The 21,764-nt window shown below is 69.3% G+C and carries 18 protein-coding genes and 1 riboswitch; of the genes, 8 read left to right on the top strand and 10 right to left on the bottom strand.

Annotation, left to right across the window (positions count from 1 at the left end; all coding sequences use genetic code 11):
- Nucleotides 1-111: 111 nt before the first annotated feature.
- The 6 genes from OG718_RS20375 (at nt 112) to OG718_RS20350 (ending at nt 7,595) form a co-directional block, all read left to right on the top strand.
- Nucleotides 112-1,506 (top strand): HD-GYP domain-containing protein, encoded by a 1,395-nt coding sequence (locus OG718_RS20375; protein WP_143636405.1) that lies wholly within the window; start codon nt 112-114, stop codon nt 1,504-1,506.
- 94 nt (nt 1,507-1,600) lie between these two features.
- A complete protein-coding gene (locus OG718_RS20370) occupies nt 1,601-2,854 on the top strand; it encodes an HD-GYP domain-containing protein (RefSeq protein ID WP_143636403.1) in 1,254 nt (417 codons plus the stop codon).
- A gap of 117 nt (nt 2,855-2,971) precedes the next feature.
- Nucleotides 2,972-3,952 (top strand): tetratricopeptide repeat protein, encoded by a 981-nt coding sequence (locus OG718_RS20365; RefSeq protein ID WP_055617768.1) that lies wholly within the window; start codon nt 2,972-2,974, stop codon nt 3,950-3,952.
- 136 nt (nt 3,953-4,088) lie between these two features.
- The gene (def, locus tag OG718_RS20360; protein ID WP_328844757.1) at nt 4,089-4,742 is read left to right on the top strand and encodes a peptide deformylase; all 654 of its coding nucleotides are present in this window, start codon (nt 4,089-4,091) and stop codon (nt 4,740-4,742) included.
- A gap of 400 nt (nt 4,743-5,142) precedes the next feature.
- Nucleotides 5,143-6,228, top strand: coding sequence for an epi-isozizaene synthase (gene cyc1, locus OG718_RS20355; protein WP_143636869.1), 1,086 nt, complete (start codon nt 5,143-5,145; stop codon nt 6,226-6,228).
- A complete protein-coding gene (locus OG718_RS20350) occupies nt 6,225-7,595 on the top strand; it encodes a bifunctional albaflavenone monooxygenase/terpene synthase (RefSeq protein WP_328844756.1) in 1,371 nt (456 codons plus the stop codon). Before cyc1 ends, OG718_RS20350 begins: the two co-directional genes overlap by 4 nt.
- A gap of 15 nt (nt 7,596-7,610) precedes the next feature.
- Here OG718_RS20350 and OG718_RS20345 read toward each other — a convergent pair whose 3' ends face one another.
- A complete protein-coding gene (locus OG718_RS20345) occupies nt 7,611-8,582 on the bottom strand; it encodes a helix-turn-helix domain-containing protein (protein ID WP_143636399.1) in 972 nt (323 codons plus the stop codon).
- Nucleotides 8,583-8,676: 94 nt separating this feature from the next.
- Between OG718_RS20345 and OG718_RS20340 the strand changes: the two genes are divergently transcribed.
- Nucleotides 8,677-8,913, top strand: a complete 237-nt coding sequence (locus OG718_RS20340; RefSeq protein WP_186001138.1) for a hypothetical protein — start codon at nt 8,677-8,679, stop codon at nt 8,911-8,913.
- Here OG718_RS20340 and OG718_RS20335 read toward each other — a convergent pair.
- The 9 genes from OG718_RS20335 to OG718_RS20295 form a co-directional block, all read right to left on the bottom strand.
- Nucleotides 8,826-9,869, bottom strand: a complete 1,044-nt coding sequence (locus OG718_RS20335) for a ribonucleotide-diphosphate reductase subunit beta (protein WP_143636397.1) — start codon at nt 9,867-9,869, stop codon at nt 8,826-8,828. The two genes, OG718_RS20340 and OG718_RS20335, sit on opposite strands and share 88 nt — an antisense overlap.
- The gene (locus OG718_RS20330) at nt 9,869-12,274 is read right to left on the bottom strand and encodes a ribonucleoside-diphosphate reductase subunit alpha (protein ID WP_328844755.1); all 2,406 of its coding nucleotides are present in this window, start codon (nt 12,272-12,274) and stop codon (nt 9,869-9,871) included. The genes OG718_RS20335 and OG718_RS20330 overlap by 1 nt, the downstream gene beginning before the upstream one ends.
- 139 nt (nt 12,275-12,413) lie before the next feature.
- A riboswitch (cobalamin riboswitch) is annotated at nt 12,414-12,554 on the bottom strand.
- A 62-nt stretch (nt 12,555-12,616) separates the two neighbouring features.
- Nucleotides 12,617-13,135 carry a GNAT family N-acetyltransferase gene (locus OG718_RS20325; protein ID WP_143636393.1) on the bottom strand — a complete coding sequence of 173 codons (519 nt, stop codon included), beginning with the start codon at nt 13,133-13,135 and terminating at the stop codon, nt 12,617-12,619.
- A gap of 115 nt (nt 13,136-13,250) precedes the next feature.
- Nucleotides 13,251-14,240 (bottom strand): nucleoside hydrolase, encoded by a 990-nt coding sequence (locus tag OG718_RS20320; RefSeq protein WP_328844754.1) that lies wholly within the window; start codon nt 14,238-14,240, stop codon nt 13,251-13,253.
- Between the two features lie 239 nt (nt 14,241-14,479).
- Nucleotides 14,480-16,105, bottom strand: a complete 1,626-nt coding sequence (gene mctP / locus OG718_RS20315) for a monocarboxylate uptake permease MctP (protein WP_143636390.1) — start codon at nt 16,103-16,105, stop codon at nt 14,480-14,482.
- The gene (locus OG718_RS20310; protein WP_373466181.1) at nt 16,102-16,413 is read right to left on the bottom strand and encodes a DUF3311 domain-containing protein; all 312 of its coding nucleotides are present in this window, start codon (nt 16,411-16,413) and stop codon (nt 16,102-16,104) included. Before OG718_RS20310 ends, mctP begins: the two co-directional genes overlap by 4 nt.
- Nucleotides 16,414-16,581: 168 nt before the next feature.
- Nucleotides 16,582-16,794 carry a YbdD/YjiX family protein gene (locus OG718_RS20305; protein ID WP_328844753.1) on the bottom strand — a complete coding sequence of 71 codons (213 nt, stop codon included), beginning with the start codon at nt 16,792-16,794 and terminating at the stop codon, nt 16,582-16,584.
- The gene (locus OG718_RS20300) at nt 16,766-18,943 is read right to left on the bottom strand and encodes a carbon starvation CstA family protein (RefSeq protein WP_328844752.1); all 2,178 of its coding nucleotides are present in this window, start codon (nt 18,941-18,943) and stop codon (nt 16,766-16,768) included. Before OG718_RS20300 ends, OG718_RS20305 begins: the two co-directional genes overlap by 29 nt.
- Nucleotides 18,944-19,215: 272 nt before the next feature.
- Complete coding sequence (locus OG718_RS20295; RefSeq protein ID WP_055613737.1) at nt 19,216-19,980, bottom strand: GntR family transcriptional regulator; 765 nt, start codon at nt 19,978-19,980, stop codon at nt 19,216-19,218.
- Nucleotides 19,981-20,410: 430 nt separating this feature from the next.
- Between OG718_RS20295 and OG718_RS20290 the strand changes: the two genes are divergently transcribed.
- Nucleotides 20,411-21,688 (top strand): extracellular solute-binding protein, encoded by a 1,278-nt coding sequence (locus OG718_RS20290; RefSeq protein WP_143636384.1) that lies wholly within the window; start codon nt 20,411-20,413, stop codon nt 21,686-21,688.
- Nucleotides 21,689-21,764 lie beyond the last annotated feature (76 nt).

Below are 21,764 nucleotides of genomic sequence, written 5' to 3'. Positions count from 1 at the left end.
AGCCGTGCCCGGCCGCCCTATCGTCCATGTCCCAAGGCCTGTACGGGGCTCGTGCCGGAGCCGTCCCGCCCGGTCGGCCGACAGGGGCCGGGCCACAGGGAAGGGAGCGCCATGCGGCCGGTTTCGCCGTGGGCGCGTGTCTACGTCGTCTGCACCGCGCTCGGAGCGGCGTGCTGCGCCCTCCCGCTGTGGGCCACGCACGCCCCGTGGGGTGCGGTGCTGCTCTTCGCGGCGCTCTGCGCGGGGTGCGAACGGCTCGCCGGGAGCCGGTTCGCGGCGGGCCGCACACCCGAGGGCGCGGGGGTGGCCGGGGACCCGGGCGGTTCCCCCAGATGGCACACGCCCGTGCTCCTCGCCGCGGCCTTTCTGCTGCCGCCTCCGGCCGCGGCGCTCGTGGCCCTGCCCGGGGCGCTGCTGACCCGGGTCGAGCAGCGGCCGCGGTGGCTGCGCCGGGTGTGGCGGGCCGGGCAGCTCGCGATCGCGGCGTGGGCCGCCTCATGGGTGCACTGGGCGCTGGGCGGGCGGGACGCGGTCCTCTCGTCCGACTTCCCGTACGTCCTCGTGACCGCCGGTGCGGCCGTCGTGGCGTTCTGCCTGGTGCTGACCGTGCTCGACGGGGGGATCCTGGTGCTCGCCGAGCGGGTGCCGGTACGGGCCGCCTGGCGCGGCCTCTTCCTCCGCTCACTAGCGCCCGTCGCCGTGCACGGGCTCGCCGGGCTGATGATGGCGGTGCTCTGGCGCAGTCCGTACGGTCCGGTCGCCGCGCTGCTCGTGCTGTTGCCGATGTACGTGTCGTGGTGGGTGTTCGCGCAGTACAGCCGGGAACGGGCCGCCCACCAGGCGACCATCCGGGCACTCGTGCAGGCCGTCGACATCAAGGACGGGTACACGCGCGGGCACAGCGAGCGGGTGGGACAGGCGTCGATGGTGATCGCGCGCGAACTGGGCATGGACGACGAGCGGGCCGAGGTGCTCAGGTTCGCCGGGATCCTGCACGACGTGGGCAAACTCGGGGTCCCCACGCGGCTGTTGCGCAAGGACGGGCCGCTGACGCCCGAGGAGCGGCGGGTGATCGAACTGCATCCCGAGTACGGGCACGAGATGGTGCGCGGGATCGGATTTCTGGGGGAGGCCAGGTCGGCGATCCTGCATCACCACGAGCGGCTGGACGGGAGCGGGTATCCGTACGGGCTCAAGGGGGGCCAGATTCCGGAGTTCGCGCGGGTGGTGGCCGTCGCGGACGCCTTCGACGCGATGACGTCCACCCGGTCCTACCGGCGGGCGCGGCCTGTTGCGGCCGCGCTCGAGGAGTTGGAGCGGTGTGCGGGGGCGCAGTTCGATCCGCGGATGGTGGAGGCGTTGGTGCGGGGGCTTGGCCGGCGGGGGTGGCATCCCGCGGTCACCGCTGACGAGACGCCGCTGCGCGGCGAGCCCTGCCCACCCGCTTCGCCCGTTTCCAGCGAGCCACCAGGTCAACGTAAAAGCCTCGACGGAACCAGACCATGAGGGCCCCCGGCAACACCTCACCCTCGCAAGCCACCGAACCCCACGCCACCCCGCACGGCCGATCCATCGCCCGCACGGGCCGTCGGAGGTCCCCGTGAACCCGTCGCGCCCCCTGCCCGTGCTCACCCTCGCCCGCGTCACCGCCGCCCTCCTCGCGGCCGTCGCCCTGGTCGCCACCCTCTGGCACGGCCTCGACGAACGTGGTGTCGCGCTTGCCTTCGGGGTGCTGATCGCCGTTGGGGAGCTGGCCCGGTGGGGCGGGGCGGAGCAGCGGGAGTCGGCGCCGCTCGGGGCGGCCGGGGCGCTCGCGTACGCGCTGCTCGGGGAGAACGGCGGGCAGAGCACCCACCACGGGGTGCTGCAGACCGTCGCCGTCGTCGTGGCGGCCTCGCTGCTGGGATGCGTGCCCCATGTGGCCAAGGGAAACGGGCCCACCGCCGATCACCTCACGCGGCGCGTCCTGACCGTCGCCTTCGCCGCCGCCTGCTTCCAACCCCTCTACAACCAGGGCAGGTTGAGGGAGTGGGCCGAGGACGGACCCACGTACGCGGCCCTCGTCGTCGCGCTGCTCGTGCTGTCCGCGCTGTGGGACGCCGTCCTGGCCGCGGCCATGGCGCACGCGCGGACCCGCTGGCCGTTCGGGCCACTGCTGCGGGACGAGCTGCGGGGCACGCTCGGCATCGGGTCGGCGGTCTGCGCGACCGGTGCCGTGATGGCGCTCGCGGTCGCCGTCGCCGGCCTGTGGGCGCTGCCCGTGTTCTCCCTGCCGCTGCTGCTCACCCAGCTGTCCTTCCGGCGGTACGCGGCCGTGCGGACCACCTACCGCCAGACCATCGCCTCACTCGCCCGGGCCACCGAGATCGCCGGCTACACCCCGGCCGGGCATGCCAGACGCGTGGCCGCGCTCAGCCGGGCCGTCGGCCGCGAGCTGGGTCTTTCCGAGCCCGAACTGACCGTTCTGGAGTACGCGGCCCTGATGCACGACATCGGCCAGCTGTCCCTCGTCGATCCCGTTCCCGCGGGGGCCACGGCCTCCCTCGCCCCGGACGACCAGCGGCGCATCGCCCTGCTCGGCGGCGCCGTGGTGCGCCAGACCGGGGTGGACGCCGAGGTCGCCGTGGTGGTGGAGCGCCAGGCGGACCCGTACCGCGAACAGCCGGTCAGCGCCAGAATCGTACGGGCGGTCAACGCGTACGAGGAGAAAGCCCGGGAAGCAGGTCCCGGCGGGCCCCTCAAGGCGTTGGAGGAGCTGAGGCTCGGCACTGCCCGGGACTATCAGCCCGAGGTGGTGGAGTCGCTGGCCAGGGTGCTGGCGAGGGGCAGTCTTATGCTGCCCCTGGCTGGGTAACCCATGGGTAATGAGCGCCCGTCCGACCGTCCGTGGTTGGATGCGAGGAAGAGGACATCAGGGGGCACAGTCCAGCCCGAGGCTGCACGCTCTTCAACGAACTGGCAGGCGGGAATCGTGAGGATCTTCGGCAAGGGACGGCACCGGCCCTCCGCCTCATGGCGGCAGGCCACCGACCGTGCGTTCACGCTGATCGGCGACGGCCGGTACGAGGACGCGGGGGCGCTGCTCACGCGCGCCGCGGACCTGGAACCCTGGCTGTCCGAGTCCTGGTTCAACCTCGCGCTGCTGCACAAGTTCCGGCACGACTGGGAGCAGGCGCGGGCGGCCGGTCTGAGGGCCGTGGCACTGCTCGACCGGGAGACCGGGGCCCCTGATTGGTGGAACGTCGGGATCGCGGCCACCGCCCTGCAGGACTGGCCGCTCGCGCGGCGGGCCTGGCAGGCCTACGGACTGCGGGTGCCCGGCGGTGCCACCGCCTCGGGCGAACCGGTGGGCATGGACCTCGGCAGCGCGGCCGTACGGCTGTCGCCCGAGGGCGAGGCCGAGGTCGTGTGGGGGCGGCGGCTCGACCCCGCCCGCATCGAGGTCCTCTCCATTCCGCTGCCGTCCTCCGGGCGGCGCTGGGGCGAGGTCGTACTGCACGACGGGGTTCCGCACGGCGAGCGGACGACCGCCGCGGGCCACTCCTATCCCGTGTTCGACGAGATCGAGCTGTGGGCGCCCTCTCCCGTGCCGACCTGGGTGGTGCTCCTGGAGGCGGAGACCGAGGACGACCGCAACGCCCTGGAGCGGCTGGCGGCCGATGCCGGGTTCGCCGCGGAGGACTGGTCCTCGTCGGTCCGGCTGCTCTGCCGGATGTGTTCCGAGTCCCGGATGCCGTCCGACGAGGGGGACGGGGAGCATCTCGATCCGCACGATCACAGTGAGCCGGGGCATCCGGGGCCCCTCGGGCACCGGACCGACGGGCAGCTGTGGGTGCCCGAGCGGGAGTGCGGGCTTGCCGCCCCCGCCTCGTTGGTGCGGGGGTTGCTGGACGGGTGGGTTGCCGACAGTCCGGATTCCAGGGACTGGCGCGATCTTGAAGAAGTCTGTTAGGGGCTGCGAGCCCGGTTCTTGACCTGCAGGCCGTCCGTGGCTTGTCGCGCGGTTCCCCACGCCCCTTTCAGGGGCGTGCCCCCCGTACCCTGTTCAGCATCACAACCCTGTTTTCCGAGGAAGGCTTACGTCGGTCATGGCGCAGCAGGACACCGATCAGCAGCACGTGGGCGTGCTCCCCGTGGACGACGAGGGCTTCGTCATCGACAGCGAGGACGACGCGGGGGAGCGTGAGGCGGCCTATCGCGGGCGCGGCAGCTCGCGGCCCATCACGGTCGTCGGGAACCCCGTACTGCACAAGGAGTGCAAGGACGTCACGGAGTTCGGCGACGACCTCGCCAAGCTGGTCGACGACATGTTCGCCAGCCAGCACACCGCCGAGGGTGTGGGCCTGGCCGCCAACCAGGTCGGCGTCGACCTGAAGGTCTTCGTCTACGACTGCCCGGACGACGAGGGCAAGCGGCACGTGGGCGTGGTCTGCAACCCCGTGCTCGTCGAGCTGCCCGCCGAGCGGCGCCAGCTGGACGAGAGCAACGAGGGCTGCCTGTCGGTGCCGACGGCGTACGCGCCGCTGGCCCGCCCCGACTACGCCGAGGTCAGCGGGCAGGACGAGAAGGGCAACCCGATCAAGGTGCGCGGCACCGGCTACTTCGCGCGCTGCCTGCAGCACGAGACGGACCACCTGTACGGGTACCTCTACATCGACCGGCTCTCCAAGCGCGAGCGCAAGGACGCGCTGCGGCAGATGGCCGAGAACGAGCCGCGGTATCCCGTCGTCGCGAACGACTGAACCACCGCTGCCGACGCCACGGGGAACGGCCGAGAACAGCCGGGACGGCTGCGAGCGGCCGTGACGGACTCCGGACGGCTGTGAACGGCTGTGGACGGATGAGACAGAGAACGACAGCCGGGGCGTGAGCGTCCCGCATCCACGACGCCTGGTCGGATCACCCTCCGACCAGGCGTCGTTCGTCTGTGCGTCGCACGTTCGATCCCTTGTGTGCTCGCAATGATCCATATTCAGTCACGGGAGGGGAGATTCTCGGCACGGTGGGGTAGTGAGTGAAGCAAATCCGTTCCCAGAACGGTCAGTTGTGGTGCTGAATGGGAAGTGCGGGGATACGCAACGGCGCACGCCCGGCACAGCGGGAGGGGCGTGTCGCCAACAGGCGGCTGAGAGGGGTTTGTTCGTGCCTGCTTTCCCACAGAGCACCACAACGACGCACACCGCGATCTCGGTTCCACCGGCGCTCTCTCTCCCGGTGATCGAGAGCGAGTTTCCCCGTCAACTCCATCCGTATTGGCCGAGGCTTCAGGAGAAGACCAGGGCCTGGCTCCTGGAAAAACGCCTCATGCCCCCGGACAAGGTCGAGGCATATGCCGACGGGCTTTGCTACACGGACCTGATGGCGGGCTACTACATTGGCGCGCCCGATCAGGTCCTCCAGGCGATTGCGGACTACAGCGCGTGGTTCTTCGTCTGGGACGACCGACACGACCGCGACGTCATACACGGCCGGCCGGAGGCCTGGCGCCGGCTCCGGCGACGGCTGCACACGGCTCTCGACTCCCCGTGGGACCACCTGCACCACCAGGACCCCCTGGTAGCGGGGTTCGCCGACAGCATGGTGCGGCTGTACTCGTTCCTGGGCGAGGGGTGGAACATCCGGTTCGCCGACCACTTCCACGCCGTCATCGAGGCGTACGACCAGGAGTTCCGCAACCGCACGGAAGGAATTGTCCCGACCGTCGACGAATATCTCGAACTGCGGCGGATGACTTTCGCGCACTGGATCTGGCTCGACCTGCTGGAGCCGAGCGCGGAGTGCGAACTGCCCGCCGCCGTACGGGAGAACTCCGCATATCGTCGGGCTTCGTTGCTGTGCCAGGATTTCGCCGCCTGGTACAACGATCTCTGTTCGCTCCCGAAAGAAATAGCGGGCGACGAGGTCCACAATCTCGGAATCAGTCTCATTCACCACGAGGGAATGCGACTCGAAGAAGCGGTGAAGGAAGTGAGGCGTCGGGTCGAGGAATGCATCGCAGAATTCCTCGACGTCGAGAAGGAGGTATTGCGGTACGCCGACCGGATCGACGGCGGCTCCGCGCGGGGCGCCGAATTGGCGGATGCCGTGCGCGCGTGTCTGTTCAATATGCGGAACTGGTTCAGTTCCGTGTACTGGTTCCACCACGAGTCCGGCCGGTACATGGTCGACAGCTGGGACGACCGCTCAACACCCCCGTACGTCAACAACGAAGCGGCAGGTGAGAAATGACCGTCGAGTCCGTGCGGCCCGCTGCACCTCAGGCGGCAGAACTGTCCACCCCGCCCCTCGCGGGGGGCGGGGTCCCCGGCCTCGGTCACGGCCTGAAACTGGTCCGTGACCCGCTGGGCTTCCTGGCCCGGCTGCGCGACCAGGGCGACGTCGTCCGGCTGAAGCTCGGCCCGAAGACGGTGTACGCGGTCACCACGCCGGCCCTCACCGGGGCGCTGGCGCTGAACCCCGACTTCAAGATCGACGGACCCCTGTGGGAGTCCCTCGAAGGCCTGCTCGGCAAGGAGGGAGTGGCGACCGCCAACGGGCCGCGGCACCGGCGCCAGCGGCGGACCATCCAGCCCGCGTTCCGGCTCGACATCATCCCCGAGTACGGGCCGATCATGGAGGAGGAGGCGCACGCCCTCGCCGAGCGCATGGGGTCCGGCGAGACGATCGACTGCACCTCGGAGTCGTTCCGGGTCGCCGTCCGTATCGCCGCCCGCTGTCTGCTGCGCGGCGACTTCATGGACGAGCGCGCCGAGCGGCTGAGCGTCGCGCTCGCCACGGTGTTCCGCGGTATGTACCGGCGGATGGTGATCCCGGCGGGGCCGCTCTATCGGCTGCCGATTCCGGCCAATCGCAAATTCGACCGCGCCTTGGCCGATTTGCACCTCCTGGTCGACGAGATCGTCGCCGAACGCCGGGCGTCTGGTCAAAAGCCGGACGATTTGCTGACGGCATTGCTGGAGGCGAAGGACGAGAATGGCGACCCGATCGGCGAACAGGAGATCCACGATCAGGTCGTCGCGATACTCACCCCCGGCAGCGAAACCGTCGCGTCGACGATCATGTGGCTGCTGCAAGTCCTCACGGAACATCCGGAACACGCGGACCGCGTACGCGAAGAGGTCGAATCCGTCGCGGGGGACCGTCCGGTCGCATTCGCGGATGTGCGGAAGCTGTCCCACACGAACAATGTCGTCGTCGAGGCCATGCGGCTGCGTCCCGCCGTATGGATATTGACGCGCCGGGCCGTGACCGAAACCGAACTGGGCGGGTATCGCATTCCGGCCGGGGCGGACATCGTCTACAGCCCGTACGCGATCCAGCGCGATCCGCGGTCGTACGACGGCAACCTGGAGTTCGACCCCGACCGCTGGCTTCCCGAGCGCGCCAAGGACGTGCCGAAGTACGCGATGAGCCCGTTCAGCGTGGGCAACCGGAAGTGCCCGAGCGACCACTTCTCGATGGCCCAGCTCAGCCTCATCACGGCGGCGGTGGCGTCACGGTGGCGCCTGGAGCAGGTGTCCGACTCCAACGACACGACCCGCGTCGGCATCACCCTGCGGCCGCATCGGCTGCTGCTGAGGGCGGTGGCCCGCTGAGTGCGCGGCGCACGTTCAGGCGGCCTCGGTGCCTCTGAACGTGCGCCGGTACGCGTTCGGGGTCGTCCCGAGCGAGCGGACGAACTGGTGGCGCAGCGCGGCCGCGGTCCCGAACCCCGTGCGGTCCGCGATGAAGTCCATGGTCTCGTCCGTGGCCTCCAGCAACTCCTGTGCCAGCAGCACCCGTTGACGCAGCAGCCAGCGGTACGGGGTCGTGCCCGTCTCCTGCTGGAAGCGGCGGGCGAAGGTGCGCGGGGACATGAGTGCGCGAGCGGCGAGCTGTTCGACGGTCACCTCCTCGTCGAGGTGGTGCTCCATCCAGGCGAGCACCTCGCCGACCGTGTCGCACTGCGAGCGCGGCAGCGGCCGCTCGACGTACTGGGCCTGGCCGCCGTCCCGGTGCGGGGGTACCACCATGCGGCGGGCGATGGCGTTGGCGATCTCGGGGCCCTGCTCCTTGCGGACGATGTGCAGACAGGCGTCGATGCCGGCCGCGGTGCCCGCGGAGGTGACCACCGGGTCGTCGTCCACGTACAGCACGTCCGGCTCGACCCTCGCCCGCGGGTACTGCCGGGCCAGCGTGTCCACGTGCTGCCAGTGCACGGCGCAGCGCCGCCCGTCCAGGAGTCCGGCGGCGCCCAGCACGAAGACCCCGGAGCAGACGCTCAGGATCCGGGCCCCGCGGTCCACGGCCCGGCGCAGCGCGTCGAGCATCTCGGGCGGATACTCGCGCACGGCATAGGTGCTCCCGGCGGGTACGACGACCAGGTCGGCCTCCTCCAGCCGGTCGAGGCCGTACGGAGTGGCGACCGTGAACCCGGGGACGTGGGTGCTGAGGCTCGCGCCCGGAGTCTCCGCGGAGACCACCGCGAAGTCGTACACCGGCAGCCCCTCGTCGCTGCGGTCGAGGCCGAACACCTCGCAGACCACACCGAGTTCGAAAGGATGCACGCCGTCGAGCAGGACGACGGCCACGTTGTTCAGCATGCTGCCCAGTGTGCACCCGATCTGGCAGGAAATCGAGGGTGTGCGGCAGTACTGCCACTCACGGTAAGGAGCATTCGGCGCGACAGTGGTGTCCATGGAAACGACACAGCTGGAAGGCCTGGTCTCAATGCTCTTCGTCCTCGGAATCCTGGTCCTGCTCGTCCTCCCGTCGGTGATCGGCATCGTGCGCGACCGGCGCATCGACCGTCAGCTCAGGGAGGCCGAGCAGGGACACCGCAAGGATCAGAAGTCCTCGTCGAAGCCGACGGAACCCTCCACCGCCACCTGGTACGCCGAAGGCCGGCGCTCGAAGAAGTTGGTCAGCTCCTGAACGCCCTGCAGCTCCATGAAGGAGAAGGGGTTCTCGGAGCCGTACACCGGAGCGAAGCCGAGGCGCGCCAGGCGCTGGTCGGCGACACACTCCAGGTACTGCCTCATCGAGTCGGTGTTCATGCCCGGAAGGCCGTCACCGCACAGGTCGCGCGCGAACTGCAGCTCGGCCTCGACGGCCTCCCGGAGCATGTCGGTGACCTGCTCCTGAAGCCGGTCGTCGAAGAGCTCCGGCTCCTCCTTGCGGACGGTGTCCACGACCTCGAAGGCGAAGCTCATGTGCATCGACTCGTCGCGGAACACCCAGTTGGTGCCCGTCGCCAGACCGTGCAGCAGACCCCGGCTGCGGAACCAGTAGACGTACGCGAAGGCACCGTAGAAGAACAGCCCCTCGATGCACGCGGCGAAGCAGATGAGGTTGAGCAGGAAGCGCCGGCGGTCGGCCTTCGTCTCCAGCCGGTCCAGCTTCTCCACCGAGTCCATCCACCTGAAGCAGAACTCGGCCTTCTCGCGGATGGACGGGATGCTCTCCACCGCGTCGAAGGCCGCGGCCCTGTCCTGAGGGTCGGGCAGATACGTGTCGAGCAGCGTCAGATAGAACTGGACGTGCACGGCCTCCTCGAAGAGCTGACGGCTCAGATACAGCCGCGCCTCGGGGGAGTTGATGTGCTTGTAGAGCGTCAGCACCAGGTTGTTCGACACGATCGAGTCGCCCGTCGCGAAGAACGCGACCAGCCGGCCGATCATGTGCTGCTCGCCCGGTGACAGCTTCGCCAGGTCGGTGACGTCCGAGTGGAGGTCGACCTCCTCGACGGTCCAGGTGTTCTTGATCGCGTCCCGGTAGCGCTCGTAGAAGTCCGGGTAGCGCATGGGACGCAGGGTCAGCTCGAAGCCCGGGTCGAGCAGGTTCTTCTGGACCTTCTCGGCGTTCTCTGTGTTCTCGGGAGCGGTGGTCATTACTGGCAGGCCTCGCAGGACTCGGGGTTCTCAAGGGAGCAGGCGACGGCGTCCTCGTCGGGAGTCGCCTGTACGGGAATGGGGGCGGCCGCGGCCGCGGAGGAACCCGCGGCACGGGCGATGCGCGTCGCCGGGCGCGAGCGCAGGTAGTACGTCGTCTTGAGCCCCGACTTCCAGGCGTACGCGTACATCGAGGAGAGCTTGCCGATGGTCGGCGTCTCCAGGAACAGGTTCAGCGACTGGGACTGGTCCAGGAACGGGGTCCGGGCGGCGGCCATGTCGATCAGGTCGCGCTGCGGGATCTCCCACGCAGTGCGGTACAGATCGCGCACGTCCTGCGGCACCCAGGTGAAGCCCTGCACCGAGCCGTTGGACTCGCGCAGCGCCTCCCGGGTCTGCGCGTCCCACACGCCGAGCTTCTTCAGCTCCGCCACCAGGTAGGAGTTGACCTGGAGGAACTCGCCGGAGAGGGTCTCGCGCTTGAAGAGGTTGGAGACCTGCGGCTCGATGCACTCGTAGACGCCCGCGATGGACGCGATCGTCGCGGTGGGCGCGATCGCGAGCAGCAGCGAGTTCCGCATGCCGACCGAGGTGATCCGCTCCCGCAGCGCGGCCCAGCGCTCCGGCCAGTTCAGCTCCACGTCGTAGTGGTCGGGGTGCAGCACGCCCTGCGCCGTACGGGTCTTCTCCCAGGCGGGCAGCGGGCCGTTGCGCTCGGCGAGATCGGCGGACGCCTCGTACGCGGCGAGCATGACGCGCTCGGCGATACGGGTGGAGAGCGCCTTGGCCTCGGCGGAGTCGAAGGGCATCCGCAGCTTGAAGAAGACGTCCTGCAGACCCATCGCGCCCAGGCCCACCGGCCGCCACTTGGCGTTGGACCGGCCCGCCTGCTCGGTCGGGTAGAAGTTGATGTCGACGACCCGGTCGAGGAAGGTGACGGCGGTACGGACGGTCGAGTCCAGCCGCTCCCAGTCGATGTCGCCCGTCGCCGTGTCCACGAACGCGCCGAGATTGACCGACCCGAGGTTGCAGACCGCCGTCTCGCCGTCGTCCGTGACCTCCAGGATCTCCGTGCAGAGGTTGGAGGAGTGGACCGTGTGGCCGGGCAGCGCGGTCTGGTTGGCGGTGCGGTTGGCGGCGTCCTTGAAGGTCATCCAGCCGTTGCCGGTCTGCGCGAGGGTGCGCATCATGCGGCCGTACAGATCGCGGGCCGGGATGGTCTTCTTGGCGAGCCCCCGGTCCTCAGCCTTGCGGTAGGCAGCGTCGAATTCCTCGCCCCACAGGTCGACCAGCTCGGGCACGTCGGCCGGCGAGAACAGCGACCAGACGCGGTCCTCGTTCACCCGGCGCATGAACTCGTCCGGGATCCAGTGCGCGAGGTTCAGGTTGTGCGTACGCCGGGCGTCCTCACCGGTGTTGTCGCGCAGCTCCAGGAACTCCTCGATGTCGGAGTGCCAGGTCTCCAGGTAGACCGCGGCCGCGCCCTTGCGCCGGCCGCCCTGGTTCACGGCGGCGACCGAGGCGTCGAGTGTCTTCAGGAACGGGACGATGCCGTTGGAGTGCCCGTTCGTCCCCCGGATCAGGGAACCGCGCGAGCGGACACGGGAGTACGCGATGCCGATGCCGCCCGCGTGCTTCGAGAGGCGGGCCACCTGGTGGTAGCGGTCGTAGATGGAGTCCAGCTCGTCCAGCGGGGAGTCGAGGAGGTAGCAGGACGACATCTGGGGGTGCCGCGTACCGGAGTTGAAGAGCGTGGGGGAGGACGGCAGGTAGTCGAGGCGGCTCATCAGCCGGTACAGGGCGGCCACTTCGTCGACCGAGCGGGACGTGTCGTCCTCGGCGAGGCCGCTCGCCACGCGCAGCATGAAGTGCTGGGGCGTCTCGATGACGGACCGCGTGATCGGGTGCCGCAGCAGATACCGGCTGTGCAGCGTGCGCAGGCCGAAGTAGCCGAAGCGGTCGTCGCCTTCGAGGTCGATCAGCGCGTCCAGACGGGCCGCGTGGGTCCGTACGAACTCGGCGGTGCGGTCGGCGATCAGGCCCTCGCGGTGGCCGACCGCGACGGACTCGGAGAAGGAGCGGACCCCCTGCGAGGCGGCCTCCTCGGCGATGCCGATCGTCAGCAGGCGGGCGGCCAGCTTCGAGTACACGGGGTCCTCGGAGATGAGGCCCGCGGCCGCCTCCGTGGCCAGCTCGCGCAGCTCCGCGGTGATCCCGTCGGCCCCGACGGAGGACCGGCCGCGCAGCGCGGCGGCGGCGACCCTGCCGGGATCGGCGTCGGGAAGGTCGGCGGTGAGGTCGGCCAGGGTCCGCAGCAACACGGTTCCCGGTCCGTCGGCCTCGGCCCTGTCCTGCTGGTACTGGGGCGCTTTCGCTGAGACCGGATCGGCTGGCGCGATGGTCACGTGGGGCTCTCCCTCGCTCGGCACGGAGCCTGCGGGGAGAGGGGTTCGGGGCACACGGGGGTACACGCTCTGCGCAGCGGTACGCCGCGTCCACCGGCCCACTCCGCGAGGCCCGGACGTCATGGCACCCGGGCCGGATGGCCTGGGCACGCTGTCGGCAGGTCCTCGGACTGACCAGGCGCACGGCTCTCCTCCAGGGACAGACATGCACAAGTACACCGTTGCGGGACAGTTCCGGATTTGCACCGGATTCCCCTGCGGCGACAGCGAGCATGAGCATACATCTTGTGCCGGGCTCGGGAAGCACCCCCACATGTTGTGTCGTGTCGGCTTCGGAGGGTGTCAGAGTGTCAACTCGTAGGTGAGCAGCATGATGTCGTCGAGGTCCGGGACCGGGTTCCAGTCGCGGTCGGGGGCGCGGGTGAAGCCGAGGCGTCCGTAGATGCGGTGGGCGCTGTGCATGGTGCGCTGGGTGGACAGCACGACGCGTACGCAGCCGTGCGTGGCCCGGGCGCGGTCGACGCAGGCGCGTACGAGGGCCTCGCCCGCTCCGTGCCCGCGGGCCTCCGTGGCGACCGCCAGCATCCGTATCTCGGCCTCGCCCTCGCGCGCGATGTCGGCCATCGGCCCGCCGGACGGGACGAAGGTCACGCCGCCGACGACCCGCTCGCCCGCCCCTGCCCCCAGCACGGCCACCAGCACGTCGGCGGCCGCGGCCCGCTTCGCGACGTCCCGCAGCTCGCCCAGATACTCGTCGCTCTCGCCGAAGTCGAGGAGCCCGTCCCCGAGATAGGCCTGCGCGGTGATCTCGCCCACAGCCTCGTACTCCTCGGGCCTCGCCCGCCTGATCACGATGTCCATGCCTGGCAGTGTGCCCGAGGGGTACGACGAGGGGCTGCCGAGTTTCTCGCGTACCGGTACCGGTACCGGCGTCGGGGGCGTCGCGCCGGTGCCAGGGACGTCCGAGGCGGCGGGCTCAGGCCACGGCCGGCCACTGCGGGAGGGTCGTGACGAAGTCCTTCGTGAAGTCGCGTGGGCCCGGGCCGAGGGCCACCCGGCCCGTGTGGCGGGTGCGGGCGGTCAGGGCGGGCGACTCGGTGTAGTAGTTCCGCTGGGCGGCCGCGGGGACGAACACGGTCTGGCCGCGGGTGAGTTCGCTGGCGCACTCGACGACGACCGCTCCCTCCGCGAGCGTCACGAACGACTCGTCCGCGCACACGCCCACGGCGAGCGGGTCGTGCAGCGGGCAGGAGTCGCCTCCGCCGTGGCGGCGGTAGGAGTCGGTGTAGACCCGCAGCAGCCGGGCCGCGAGCGCCGCGCCCGCCCCCGCCGCCTCCAGCGCGGCGAGGTCGGCGGGGCCGAACAGCCAGCGGTGCGAGGCGTCCAGGTCGACCATGGTGAACGGGATGCCGGAGGAGAGCACCACCTCGGCGGCGTCCGGGTCCGCCCACATGTTGAACTCGGCGACCGGGGTGATGTTGCCCGGCACCTGCGCGTTGCCGCCCATGAACACGAACTTCTTCACGCGGCGGGCGAAGGCCGGGTCCTCCAGGAGCGCGATGGCCACGTTGGTGAGCGGGCCGGTGGCGCACACGGTCAGCTCGCCCTCGTGCTCCCGGGAGAGCCGCAGCAGTGCCTGTGCGGAGGACTCCGTCAGGTGTGCGGCGGTCGAGTCGGGCAGCGTCTCGTGGCCGAGGCCCGCGGGGCCGTGGAAGTGGGCGGCGGCCGCGTACGGGAGGCGGGTGAGGGGGCGGGCCGCTCCGCGGTGGACCGGGACGGCGGTGTCGATGCGGAGGGCTCTCGCCAGGGCGCGGGCGTTGCGGTAGGTCTCCTCGGCCGGGAGGTTGCCGCCCACGGAGGTGTAGGCCCTGAGGTCCCATCTGCCTGTGCCGAGCAGGTACTGGAGAGCTACGGCGTCGTCTATGCCGGGATCACTGTCGAGGACGATCGGCGCGCTGGCGGTCACACCGACCAGCGTAACCGCGGGCTCCCTTGCCGCCAGGGGGAGTTGTCGCCCCCGCCGCCCCTACCCGTCCCGTCCCTGGGGGCTCCGCCCCCAGACCCCCGTATCGCGCTGAACGCGCTTGTCCTCAAACGCCGGACGGGCTGAAGATCAGCCCCTCCGGCGTTTGAGGAGCGGGGGTTCGGGGGCGGAGCCCCCGAGTAGTGACGGGAATGGGTAGGGGCGGCGGGGGCGAAAAAGGGCTAGTGACCAGCCCCCGCCGTCGCCGGCGGCAGCTCAACCTGGACGCCCTTGTCGCCCGCGTCCGCCGTGTAGTCCTCGGGGGACGTCTCGTCGATGCCGTCGGGTGCCTTGAGGGCCCGCAGGGCGAAGGTCAGGACGACCGTCACGACCACGTTCAGGACGAACGCCGTCAGACCGATGTACCCGATCTCCCCGATGCCGGGAATCTCCTTCGAGGAACCACCGAAGTGCTTCTGCGTGGGCGAGGCCACACCGTAGGCCGCGACAGTGCCGTACAGCATGCCGACCGCCCACCCGGCGAGCAGCGCCCACCGGTGGAACCACCGGGTGAACAGCCCACCGACCAGCGCCGGGAAGGTCTGCAGGATCCAGATCCCGCCCAGCAGCTGGAAGTTGATGGCCACGGTCTTGTCCATGGTCAGGACGAAGACCAGCGCACCCACCTTCACGAGGAGCGAGACCAGCTTGGAGACCTTGGTCTCCTGGGCCGGCGTCGCGTCGGGCCGGATGAAGTCCTTGTAGATGTTGCGGGTGAAGAGGTTCGCCGCCGCGATGGACATGATCGCCGCGGGCACGAGCGCACCGATCCCGATCGCCGCGAAGGCCACCCCCGCGAACCACGCCGGGAACATGTCCTCGAAGAGCTGCGGGATCGCCAACTGCCCGTTGCTGACCTTGACTCCGGCCGCGATCGCCATGAACCCGAGCAGCGCGAGCAGGCCCAGCATCAGCGAGTACAGCGGCAGGATCGTGGTGTTGCGCCGGATCACCTCACGGCTGCGGGACGACAGCGTGGCCGTGATCGAGTGCGGGTACATGAACAGGGCCAGGGCGGAGCCCAACGCCAGCGTGGCGTAAGTCCATTGGCCCGCCTCGCCCGGTGCCAGCGCACCACGCGGCGCGCCCGTCGCCGGGTTGGTCTGGCTGTACGCCTCGCCCGCCTTGGCGAAGATCTCGTCGAAGCCGCCCAGCTTGATCGGGATGTAGATGATCGCCACCGCGATGACGATGTAGATCAGCGTGTCCTTCACGAACGCGATCAGGGCGGGCGCGCGCAGACCGGACGAGTACGTGTACGCGGCCAGCACACCGAAGGCGATGAGCAGTGGCAGGTCCTTGACGAACCAGTTGGTGTCCTCGCCGCCGCCGACGCCCATCACGTCCAGGACGGCCTGGATACCGACCAGTTGGAGCGCGATGTACGGCATCGTCGCGAGGATGCCCGTCACCGCGACGGCCAGCGACAGGCCCTTCGAGCCGAAGCGTCCGCGCACGAAGTCCGACGTCGTCACGTACCCGTGCTTGTGCGAGACCGACCACAGGCGGGGCAGGAACGTGAAGATCAGCGGGTAGACGAGGATCGTGTACGGCACGGCGAAGAAGCCGGCCGCGCCCGCCGCGTAGATCGCCGCCGGGACCGCCACGAACGTGTACGCCGTGTAGAGGTCGCCGCCGAGCAGGAACCAGGTGACCCAGGTGCCGAACGACCGTCCGCCCAGGCCCCATTCGTCGAGGCTCTCGGTCTCGGCCCTGCGCCAGCGCGCGGCCAGGAAGCCCATGGCCGTGACGGCCACGAAGAAGAAGATGAAGACGGCGAGTGCCACGCCGTTCACGCCGTCGTTCATGCGGACGCGCCCTCCTTCTGGGACTTGCGGGCGCGCTGGTCACGGTTCCAGAGCTTGTACGCGACCATCGTGAGCGCGGTCGAGATGAACACCCACAGCATCTGGTACCAGTAGAAGAACGGGATGCCGATGAAGGCCGGGTCGACCTTCGCGTACGAGCCCACCCAGAGCATCGCCACGAACGGCGCGATCAGACAGACGGCGATCACCACACGGACCGGTGTGACGACAGGCGGTGTCACGACCGGCGGGGTCTCCACCGGCGGTTTCCCTTCGGGCGCTCTTGGCGCATCCGGCGCTTCAGACATACGGCGGCTCCGTCCCCTCACTGATCACCTGTGCAACGCGCAGGAAATCTAAGGGACGGTTCCGCTTTATGGAACCCCTGTCCGCATAACGGATACGGCGTTCCGCTCACTGTCGCCGACTGCCGCTCACTGCCGAGTTCGAAGCCCGACAGTGAGCGGACATGCTGCTCAGCAGCAGCGGAAGCCCTGCCGGGGGTCCTCCTCCTGACGGTCCGTGCGCATCCGCTCGAACTCCCGCCGCGACGGCACGGCCGCGTCGGGGTGGCCCTGACGTATATGCGCGACATAGCGGTCGTACGCCGATTCGTCGGTGAGCTCCCGTACGTACCAGCGCACACCTCTGAGCGCCCGGCTAGCTGCCCGGTGCAGCGCCGACCGCATCGCGTTCCTCCTCCTTCTCCTCCTTGGTCGGGATCAGCCCGGCCGGAGCGACGATCTTCGACTCGACGTACGGCGACTCGCTGAGCGTGGAGAGTGCGGGACGGCGTACGTGCCGGATGCACACCCTCGTGGCGTCCGCGATCACGATCACGATGAGCAGGGCGAGGACCGCCGTGAGGACACCGTCGACTGTGGAGTTCGTGACGATCGTGTGCATGTCGTCCATGCTCTTGGCGGGTGCGACGAGTTCACCCCGGTCGATGCCGTCCTGGTACACCGAGCGCTGCTTGAAGAAGCCGACGCGCGGGTCGCTGGAGAACACCTTCTGCCAGCTCGCGGTCAGCGTCACCGTGGCATCCCAGACGAGCGGAATCCCCGTGATCCAGGCCCACTTGAGGCGCCCGGACTTCACCAGCAGGGTCGTGCAGACGGCCAGGGCGACCGCCGCGAGGAGCTGGTTGGAGATGCCGAAGATCGGGAACAGCTGGTTGATTCCGCCGAGCGGTTCATGGACGCCGACCCACAGGAAGTAGCCCCAGAGACCGCAGACGATGCCACTCGTGATGACCAGTCCGGGCTTCCAGCTCACATTCTTGAAGGGTTTGTAGAGATTGCCCAGCGTGTCCTGGAGCATGAAGCGGCCCACACGGGTGCCGGCGTCGAGCGCGGTCAGGATGAACAGCGCCTCGAACATGATCGCGAAGTGATACCAGAACGCGCGCAGACTTCCCCCGGTGACCTCGGAGAAGATCTCCGAGACGCCGACCGCGAGGGTGGGCGCGCCACCGGTCCGCGACAGCAGGGACGCCTCCTCGACGTTCTTCGCCGCGGCCGCCAGGTCCTCGGGGGAGATCTGATACCCCCAGCTCCCCACCACCTGCGAGGCGTTCTGGACCGTGTCCCCGATGACACCGGCCGGCGCGTTCATCGCGAAGTACAGACCCGGGTCGATGATGGACGCCGCGATCAGCGCCATCACGGCCACGGACGACTCCATGAGCATGGAGCCGTACCCGATCATCCGGACCTGCGTCTCCTTCTGGATCATCTTCGGCGTCGTACCGGAGGAGATGAGGGCGTGGAAGCCGGACAGGGCCCCGCACGCGATGGTGATGAAGACGAACGGGAAGAGCGAGCCGGCGAACACCGGTCCGTCGCCGCGTGTGGCGAAGTCCGTGACCGGGTCCATCTTCAGCGTCGGCATCGCGACGACGACGCCGATCGCGAGCAGCGCGATGGTGCCGATCTTCATGAAGGTGGAGAGGTAGTCGCGGGGCGCGAGCAGCATCCACACGGGCAGGATCGACGCGACGAAGCCGTACGCCACCAGCCAGATCACCAGCGTCGAGGGCGCGAGCGTGAACGCGCTGGCCCACGACGACTCGGCGACCCAGCGGCCCGCGATCAGCGCGAGCAGCAGCAGGGCGACACCGATCAGCGAGACCTCGCTGACCCGGCCGGGCCGCAGGACCCGCAGGTAGAAGCCCATCAGCAGGGCGATCGGGATCGTCATCGCGATGGAGAAGGTGCCCCACGGCGACTGGGCGAGCGCGTTCACGATGACCAGCGCGAGCACACCGAGCAGGATGATCATGATGGCGAAGGCGGCGAGCAGGGCGGCCGCGCCGCCGAACGGGCCGATCTCCTCGCGTGCCATCTGCCCGAGGGACCTGCCGTCCCGGCGGGTGGAGAAGAACAGGACGACCATGTCCTGGACCGCCCCCGCGAGGATCACGCCGACGATGATCCAGATGGTGCCCGGCAGATATCCCATCTGCGCGGCCAGTACGGGGCCGACCAGAGGGCCCGCCCCCGCGATCGCCGCGAAGTGGTGGCCGAGCAGCACCCGCCGGTCGGTGGGGTGGAAGTCGATGCCGTTGTTGAGCCGCTCGGCGGGCGTGGCCCGGGTCTTGTCGACCTTCAGGACCTTGTAGGCGATGAACTTCGAGTAGAAGCGATAGGCGATGGCGTACGAGCCGAGGGCGGCGGCCACCATCCAGACGGCCGACACCTCCTCGCCCCGGGACAGCGCGAGGACGGACCAACCGGCCGCGCACACCAGCGCGACGACGGTCCAGATGACGATGGTTTGCGGACTTGCCTTGCGAGGGCCTTGAGGGGATGCCGTCTGTGGGCTGTCGGTGCGCACGGGTCGTCCTCCCGTCCATGGGTGACGGGAGGACCGTAGAACAGGAAGAGGACCAGCGCTACACCACGTGCACCAGTGGGTGTGCGTTCCGCGAACTCCCTTGCCCTGACGGGCGCTTGGGCCGGTGGACATCGTGCGGGCCCGGTGGGGGCTGATCGCGCAGTTTCCCGCGCCCCTGAAAGCAGGGGGTTACGCCCGGCCTTTTGTCTTCAGGGGCGCGGGGAACTGTGCGACAAGCCACGACGCACCCGCAGCCGCCCACCCCCGCACCCCTACTCCACAGGCCTCTTCAACCGCGCAACGAACTTGTACCGGTCCCCCCGGTACACCGACCGCACCCACTCCACCGGCAACCCACCCCTGTCGAGCGAGTGCCGGGACAGCATCAGCATCGGCAGCCCCACATCCGTACCGAGAAGGCCCGCCTCCCGAGGAGTGGCCAGCGACGTCTCGATCGTCTCCTCGGCCTCGGCGAGATGAACGTCGTACACCTCCGCCAACGCCGTGTACAGCGAGGTGTACTTGACGAGCGACCGCCGCAACGCGGGAAACCGCTTCGCGGACAGATGCGTCGTCTCGATCGCCATCGGCTCCCCGCTCGCGAGCCGCAGCCGCTCGATGCGCAGCACCCGCCCCCCGGCGGTGATGTCGAGCAGCCCGGCGAGCGTCTCGTCGGCGGTGATGTAGCCGATGTCCAGGAGCTGCGAGGTGGGTTCGAGGCCCTGGGCCCTCATGTCCTCGGTGTACGAGGTGAGTTGGAGTGCCTGCGAGACCTTCGGCTTGGCGACGAACGTGCCCTTGCCCTGGATGCGCTCCAGCCGGCCCTCGACGACCAGCTCCTGGAGGGCCTGCCGCACGGTCGTGCGCGAGGTGTCGAACTCGGCGGCGAGGGTGCGCTCGGGCGGTACCGGCGTGCCGGGCGGCAGGGTCTCCGTCATGTCGAGCAGATGCTTCTTGAGGCGGTAGTACTTGGGCACGCGCGCGGTACGGATGGGTGCCCCACCCTCGTTCTCCGCACTGCTGACGTCGGTGCTCATACTCTGCCTTCCCGGCTCCAGGTGCCGATGGGCCGACGTGCGCGTCGGCCGCGGCTCACATCGTGGCACGGCTTGCCGTGCGAGTGTCCCCCCGCACGCTGCGTGATCCCCTCTATATACCGTCGGGGTCTCTTTTGGTCTAGTCCACAGGGCCAGAGAGCGGTTGCTGCGGGTGCTCCGCAGGGGCTGTCGGGGTGCCCGTCGAGGCATGCCCGTTCTGTTACCCGTGTAGTGAAAGGTCCCTGCATATGTAGGTCGCGTAACGGACGGCCGGGAGCGGCTTTTCGGCCCTTGACACCCCTCTAGGTCTAGGCCAAGCTCCCCCCTACTGGTCTAAACCATTGAGGACCAGGTCCCAGCCCCACGGGCAGTACTCGTCGTAAGTCACGCGGTGGGCAGGGGGGTTGCTGGCATCCCTGAGGAGGGTGACGTGAAGCGCAAGCTCATTGCGGCTGTCGGTGTCGCGGGCATGTTGATGTCTGTCGCGGCATGTGGCGGCGACGACGGTGACAGTGGCGGGAAGACGGGGGCCGACGGCTTCAAGGGGCAGACCCTGACCGTCTGGGCCATGGACGGCTCCACGCCGCCCGGCTGGACCAAGGACGTCACGGCCGCCTTCGAGAAGAAGACGAAGGCCAAGCTGAAGTTCGAGACGCAGCAGTGGAACGGCATTCAGCAGAAGATCACCACCTCGCTCTCCGAGGAGAACCCGCCGGACGTCCTGGAGGTCGGCAACACCCAGACCCCGGCGTACGCGGCCACCGGCGGTCTCGCCGACCTGTCGGACCTCAAGTCGGAGATCGGCGCCGACTGGACCAAGGCCCTCAACGAGTCCTCGGTCTTCGACGGCAAGCAGTACGCGGCCCCGTGGTACTTCGCCAACCGTGTCGTCATCTACAACAAGAAGGTCTGGGCCGACGCGGGCATCAAGGACACCCCGAAGACGCGGGACGAGTTCTTCGACGCCCTGAAGACCATAGACAAGAAGACCGACGCCGAGCCGATCTACCTGCCCGGCCAGAACTGGTACTTCTTCGACGGTCTGACCATCGGCCAGGGCGCCGACCTGGTGAAGAAGGACGGCGACAAGTACGTCTCCAACCTCGCGGACCCGAAGGTCGGCAAGGCCATGGAGATCTACAAGGAGTACCAGGCCTTCTCCAAGGCGCCCAAGGACAAGGACGAGGCGACCCCGCAGCAGGCCGAGGTCTTCGCCAAGGGCAACGTCGGCGCCTTCATCGGCATGGGCTGGGAGGCCGGCACGGCCATCGCCGCCAACAAGAAGATCGAGAAGGACATCGGCTACTTCACCATTCCCGGTGAGTCGGCCGCCGAGCCCGAGGGCGTCTTCCTCGGTGGCTCCAACTTCGCGGTCGCGGCGGGCAGCAAGAAGCAGGAGCTCGCCAAGGAGTTCCTGAAGGTGGCGCTGTCCGACAAGTTCGAGGGCGCGCTCGCCAAGGAGAACGGCGTCATCCCGAACAAGGAGTCGCTGCAGACCAACCTCGCGGGCAACGGCGCCGCCGAAGCCGCCGCCCCGGCCGCGGCCGGCGGTGGCACCACGCCGCTGATCCCCGAGTGGGCCGCCGTGGAGAACGACCCGAACCCGATCAAGGCGTACATGACCGCGGTTCTGAAGGGCAAGTCGCCCGCCGAGGCCGCCAAGCAGGTCGAGGCGGAGATCAACAAGCGGCTCGCACAGAGCAGCTGATCACCTGCGCGCCGGGGGCGGCCCCTTCCGTCCCCGGCGCGCCGGCGCATCGAACGATCTGCGACTCCTGAACCTG

Origin of the sequence: Streptomyces sp. NBC_00258 (genome assembly GCF_036182465.1) — a bacterium.
Classification (GTDB): Bacteria; Actinomycetota; Actinomycetes; order Streptomycetales; family Streptomycetaceae; genus Streptomyces.
This window is presented reverse-complemented; position numbering and strand designations above follow the sequence as displayed.

Coding starts and splice junctions, on each gene's coding strand:
- def (WP_328844757.1), top strand. CDS start 4,089: ATGGCGCAGCAGGACACCGATCAGCAGCACGTGGGCGTGCTCCCCGTG.
- OG718_RS20335 (WP_143636397.1), bottom strand. CDS start 9,869: ATGACCACCGCTCCCGAGAACACAGAGAACGCCGAGAAGGTCCAGAAG.
- OG718_RS20325 (WP_143636393.1), bottom strand. CDS start 13,135: ATGGACATCGTGATCAGGCGGGCGAGGCCCGAGGAGTACGAGGCTGTG.
- OG718_RS20350 (WP_328844756.1), top strand. CDS start 6,225: ATGACCGTCGAGTCCGTGCGGCCCGCTGCACCTCAGGCGGCAGAACTG.
- OG718_RS20305 (WP_328844753.1), bottom strand. CDS start 16,794: ATGCGGTCGGCGCTGCACCGGGCAGCTAGCCGGGCGCTCAGAGGTGTG.
- OG718_RS20340 (WP_186001138.1), top strand. CDS start 8,677: ATGGAAACGACACAGCTGGAAGGCCTGGTCTCAATGCTCTTCGTCCTC.
- mctP (WP_143636390.1), bottom strand. CDS start 16,105: ATGAACGACGGCGTGAACGGCGTGGCACTCGCCGTCTTCATCTTCTTC.
- OG718_RS20310 (WP_373466181.1), bottom strand. CDS start 16,413: ATGTCTGAAGCGCCGGATGCGCCAAGAGCGCCCGAAGGGAAACCGCCG.
- OG718_RS20345 (WP_143636399.1), bottom strand. CDS start 8,582: ATGCTGAACAACGTGGCCGTCGTCCTGCTCGACGGCGTGCATCCTTTC.
- OG718_RS20295 (WP_055613737.1), bottom strand. CDS start 19,980: ATGAGCACCGACGTCAGCAGTGCGGAGAACGAGGGTGGGGCACCCATC.
- OG718_RS20375 (WP_143636405.1), top strand. CDS start 112: ATGCGGCCGGTTTCGCCGTGGGCGCGTGTCTACGTCGTCTGCACCGCG.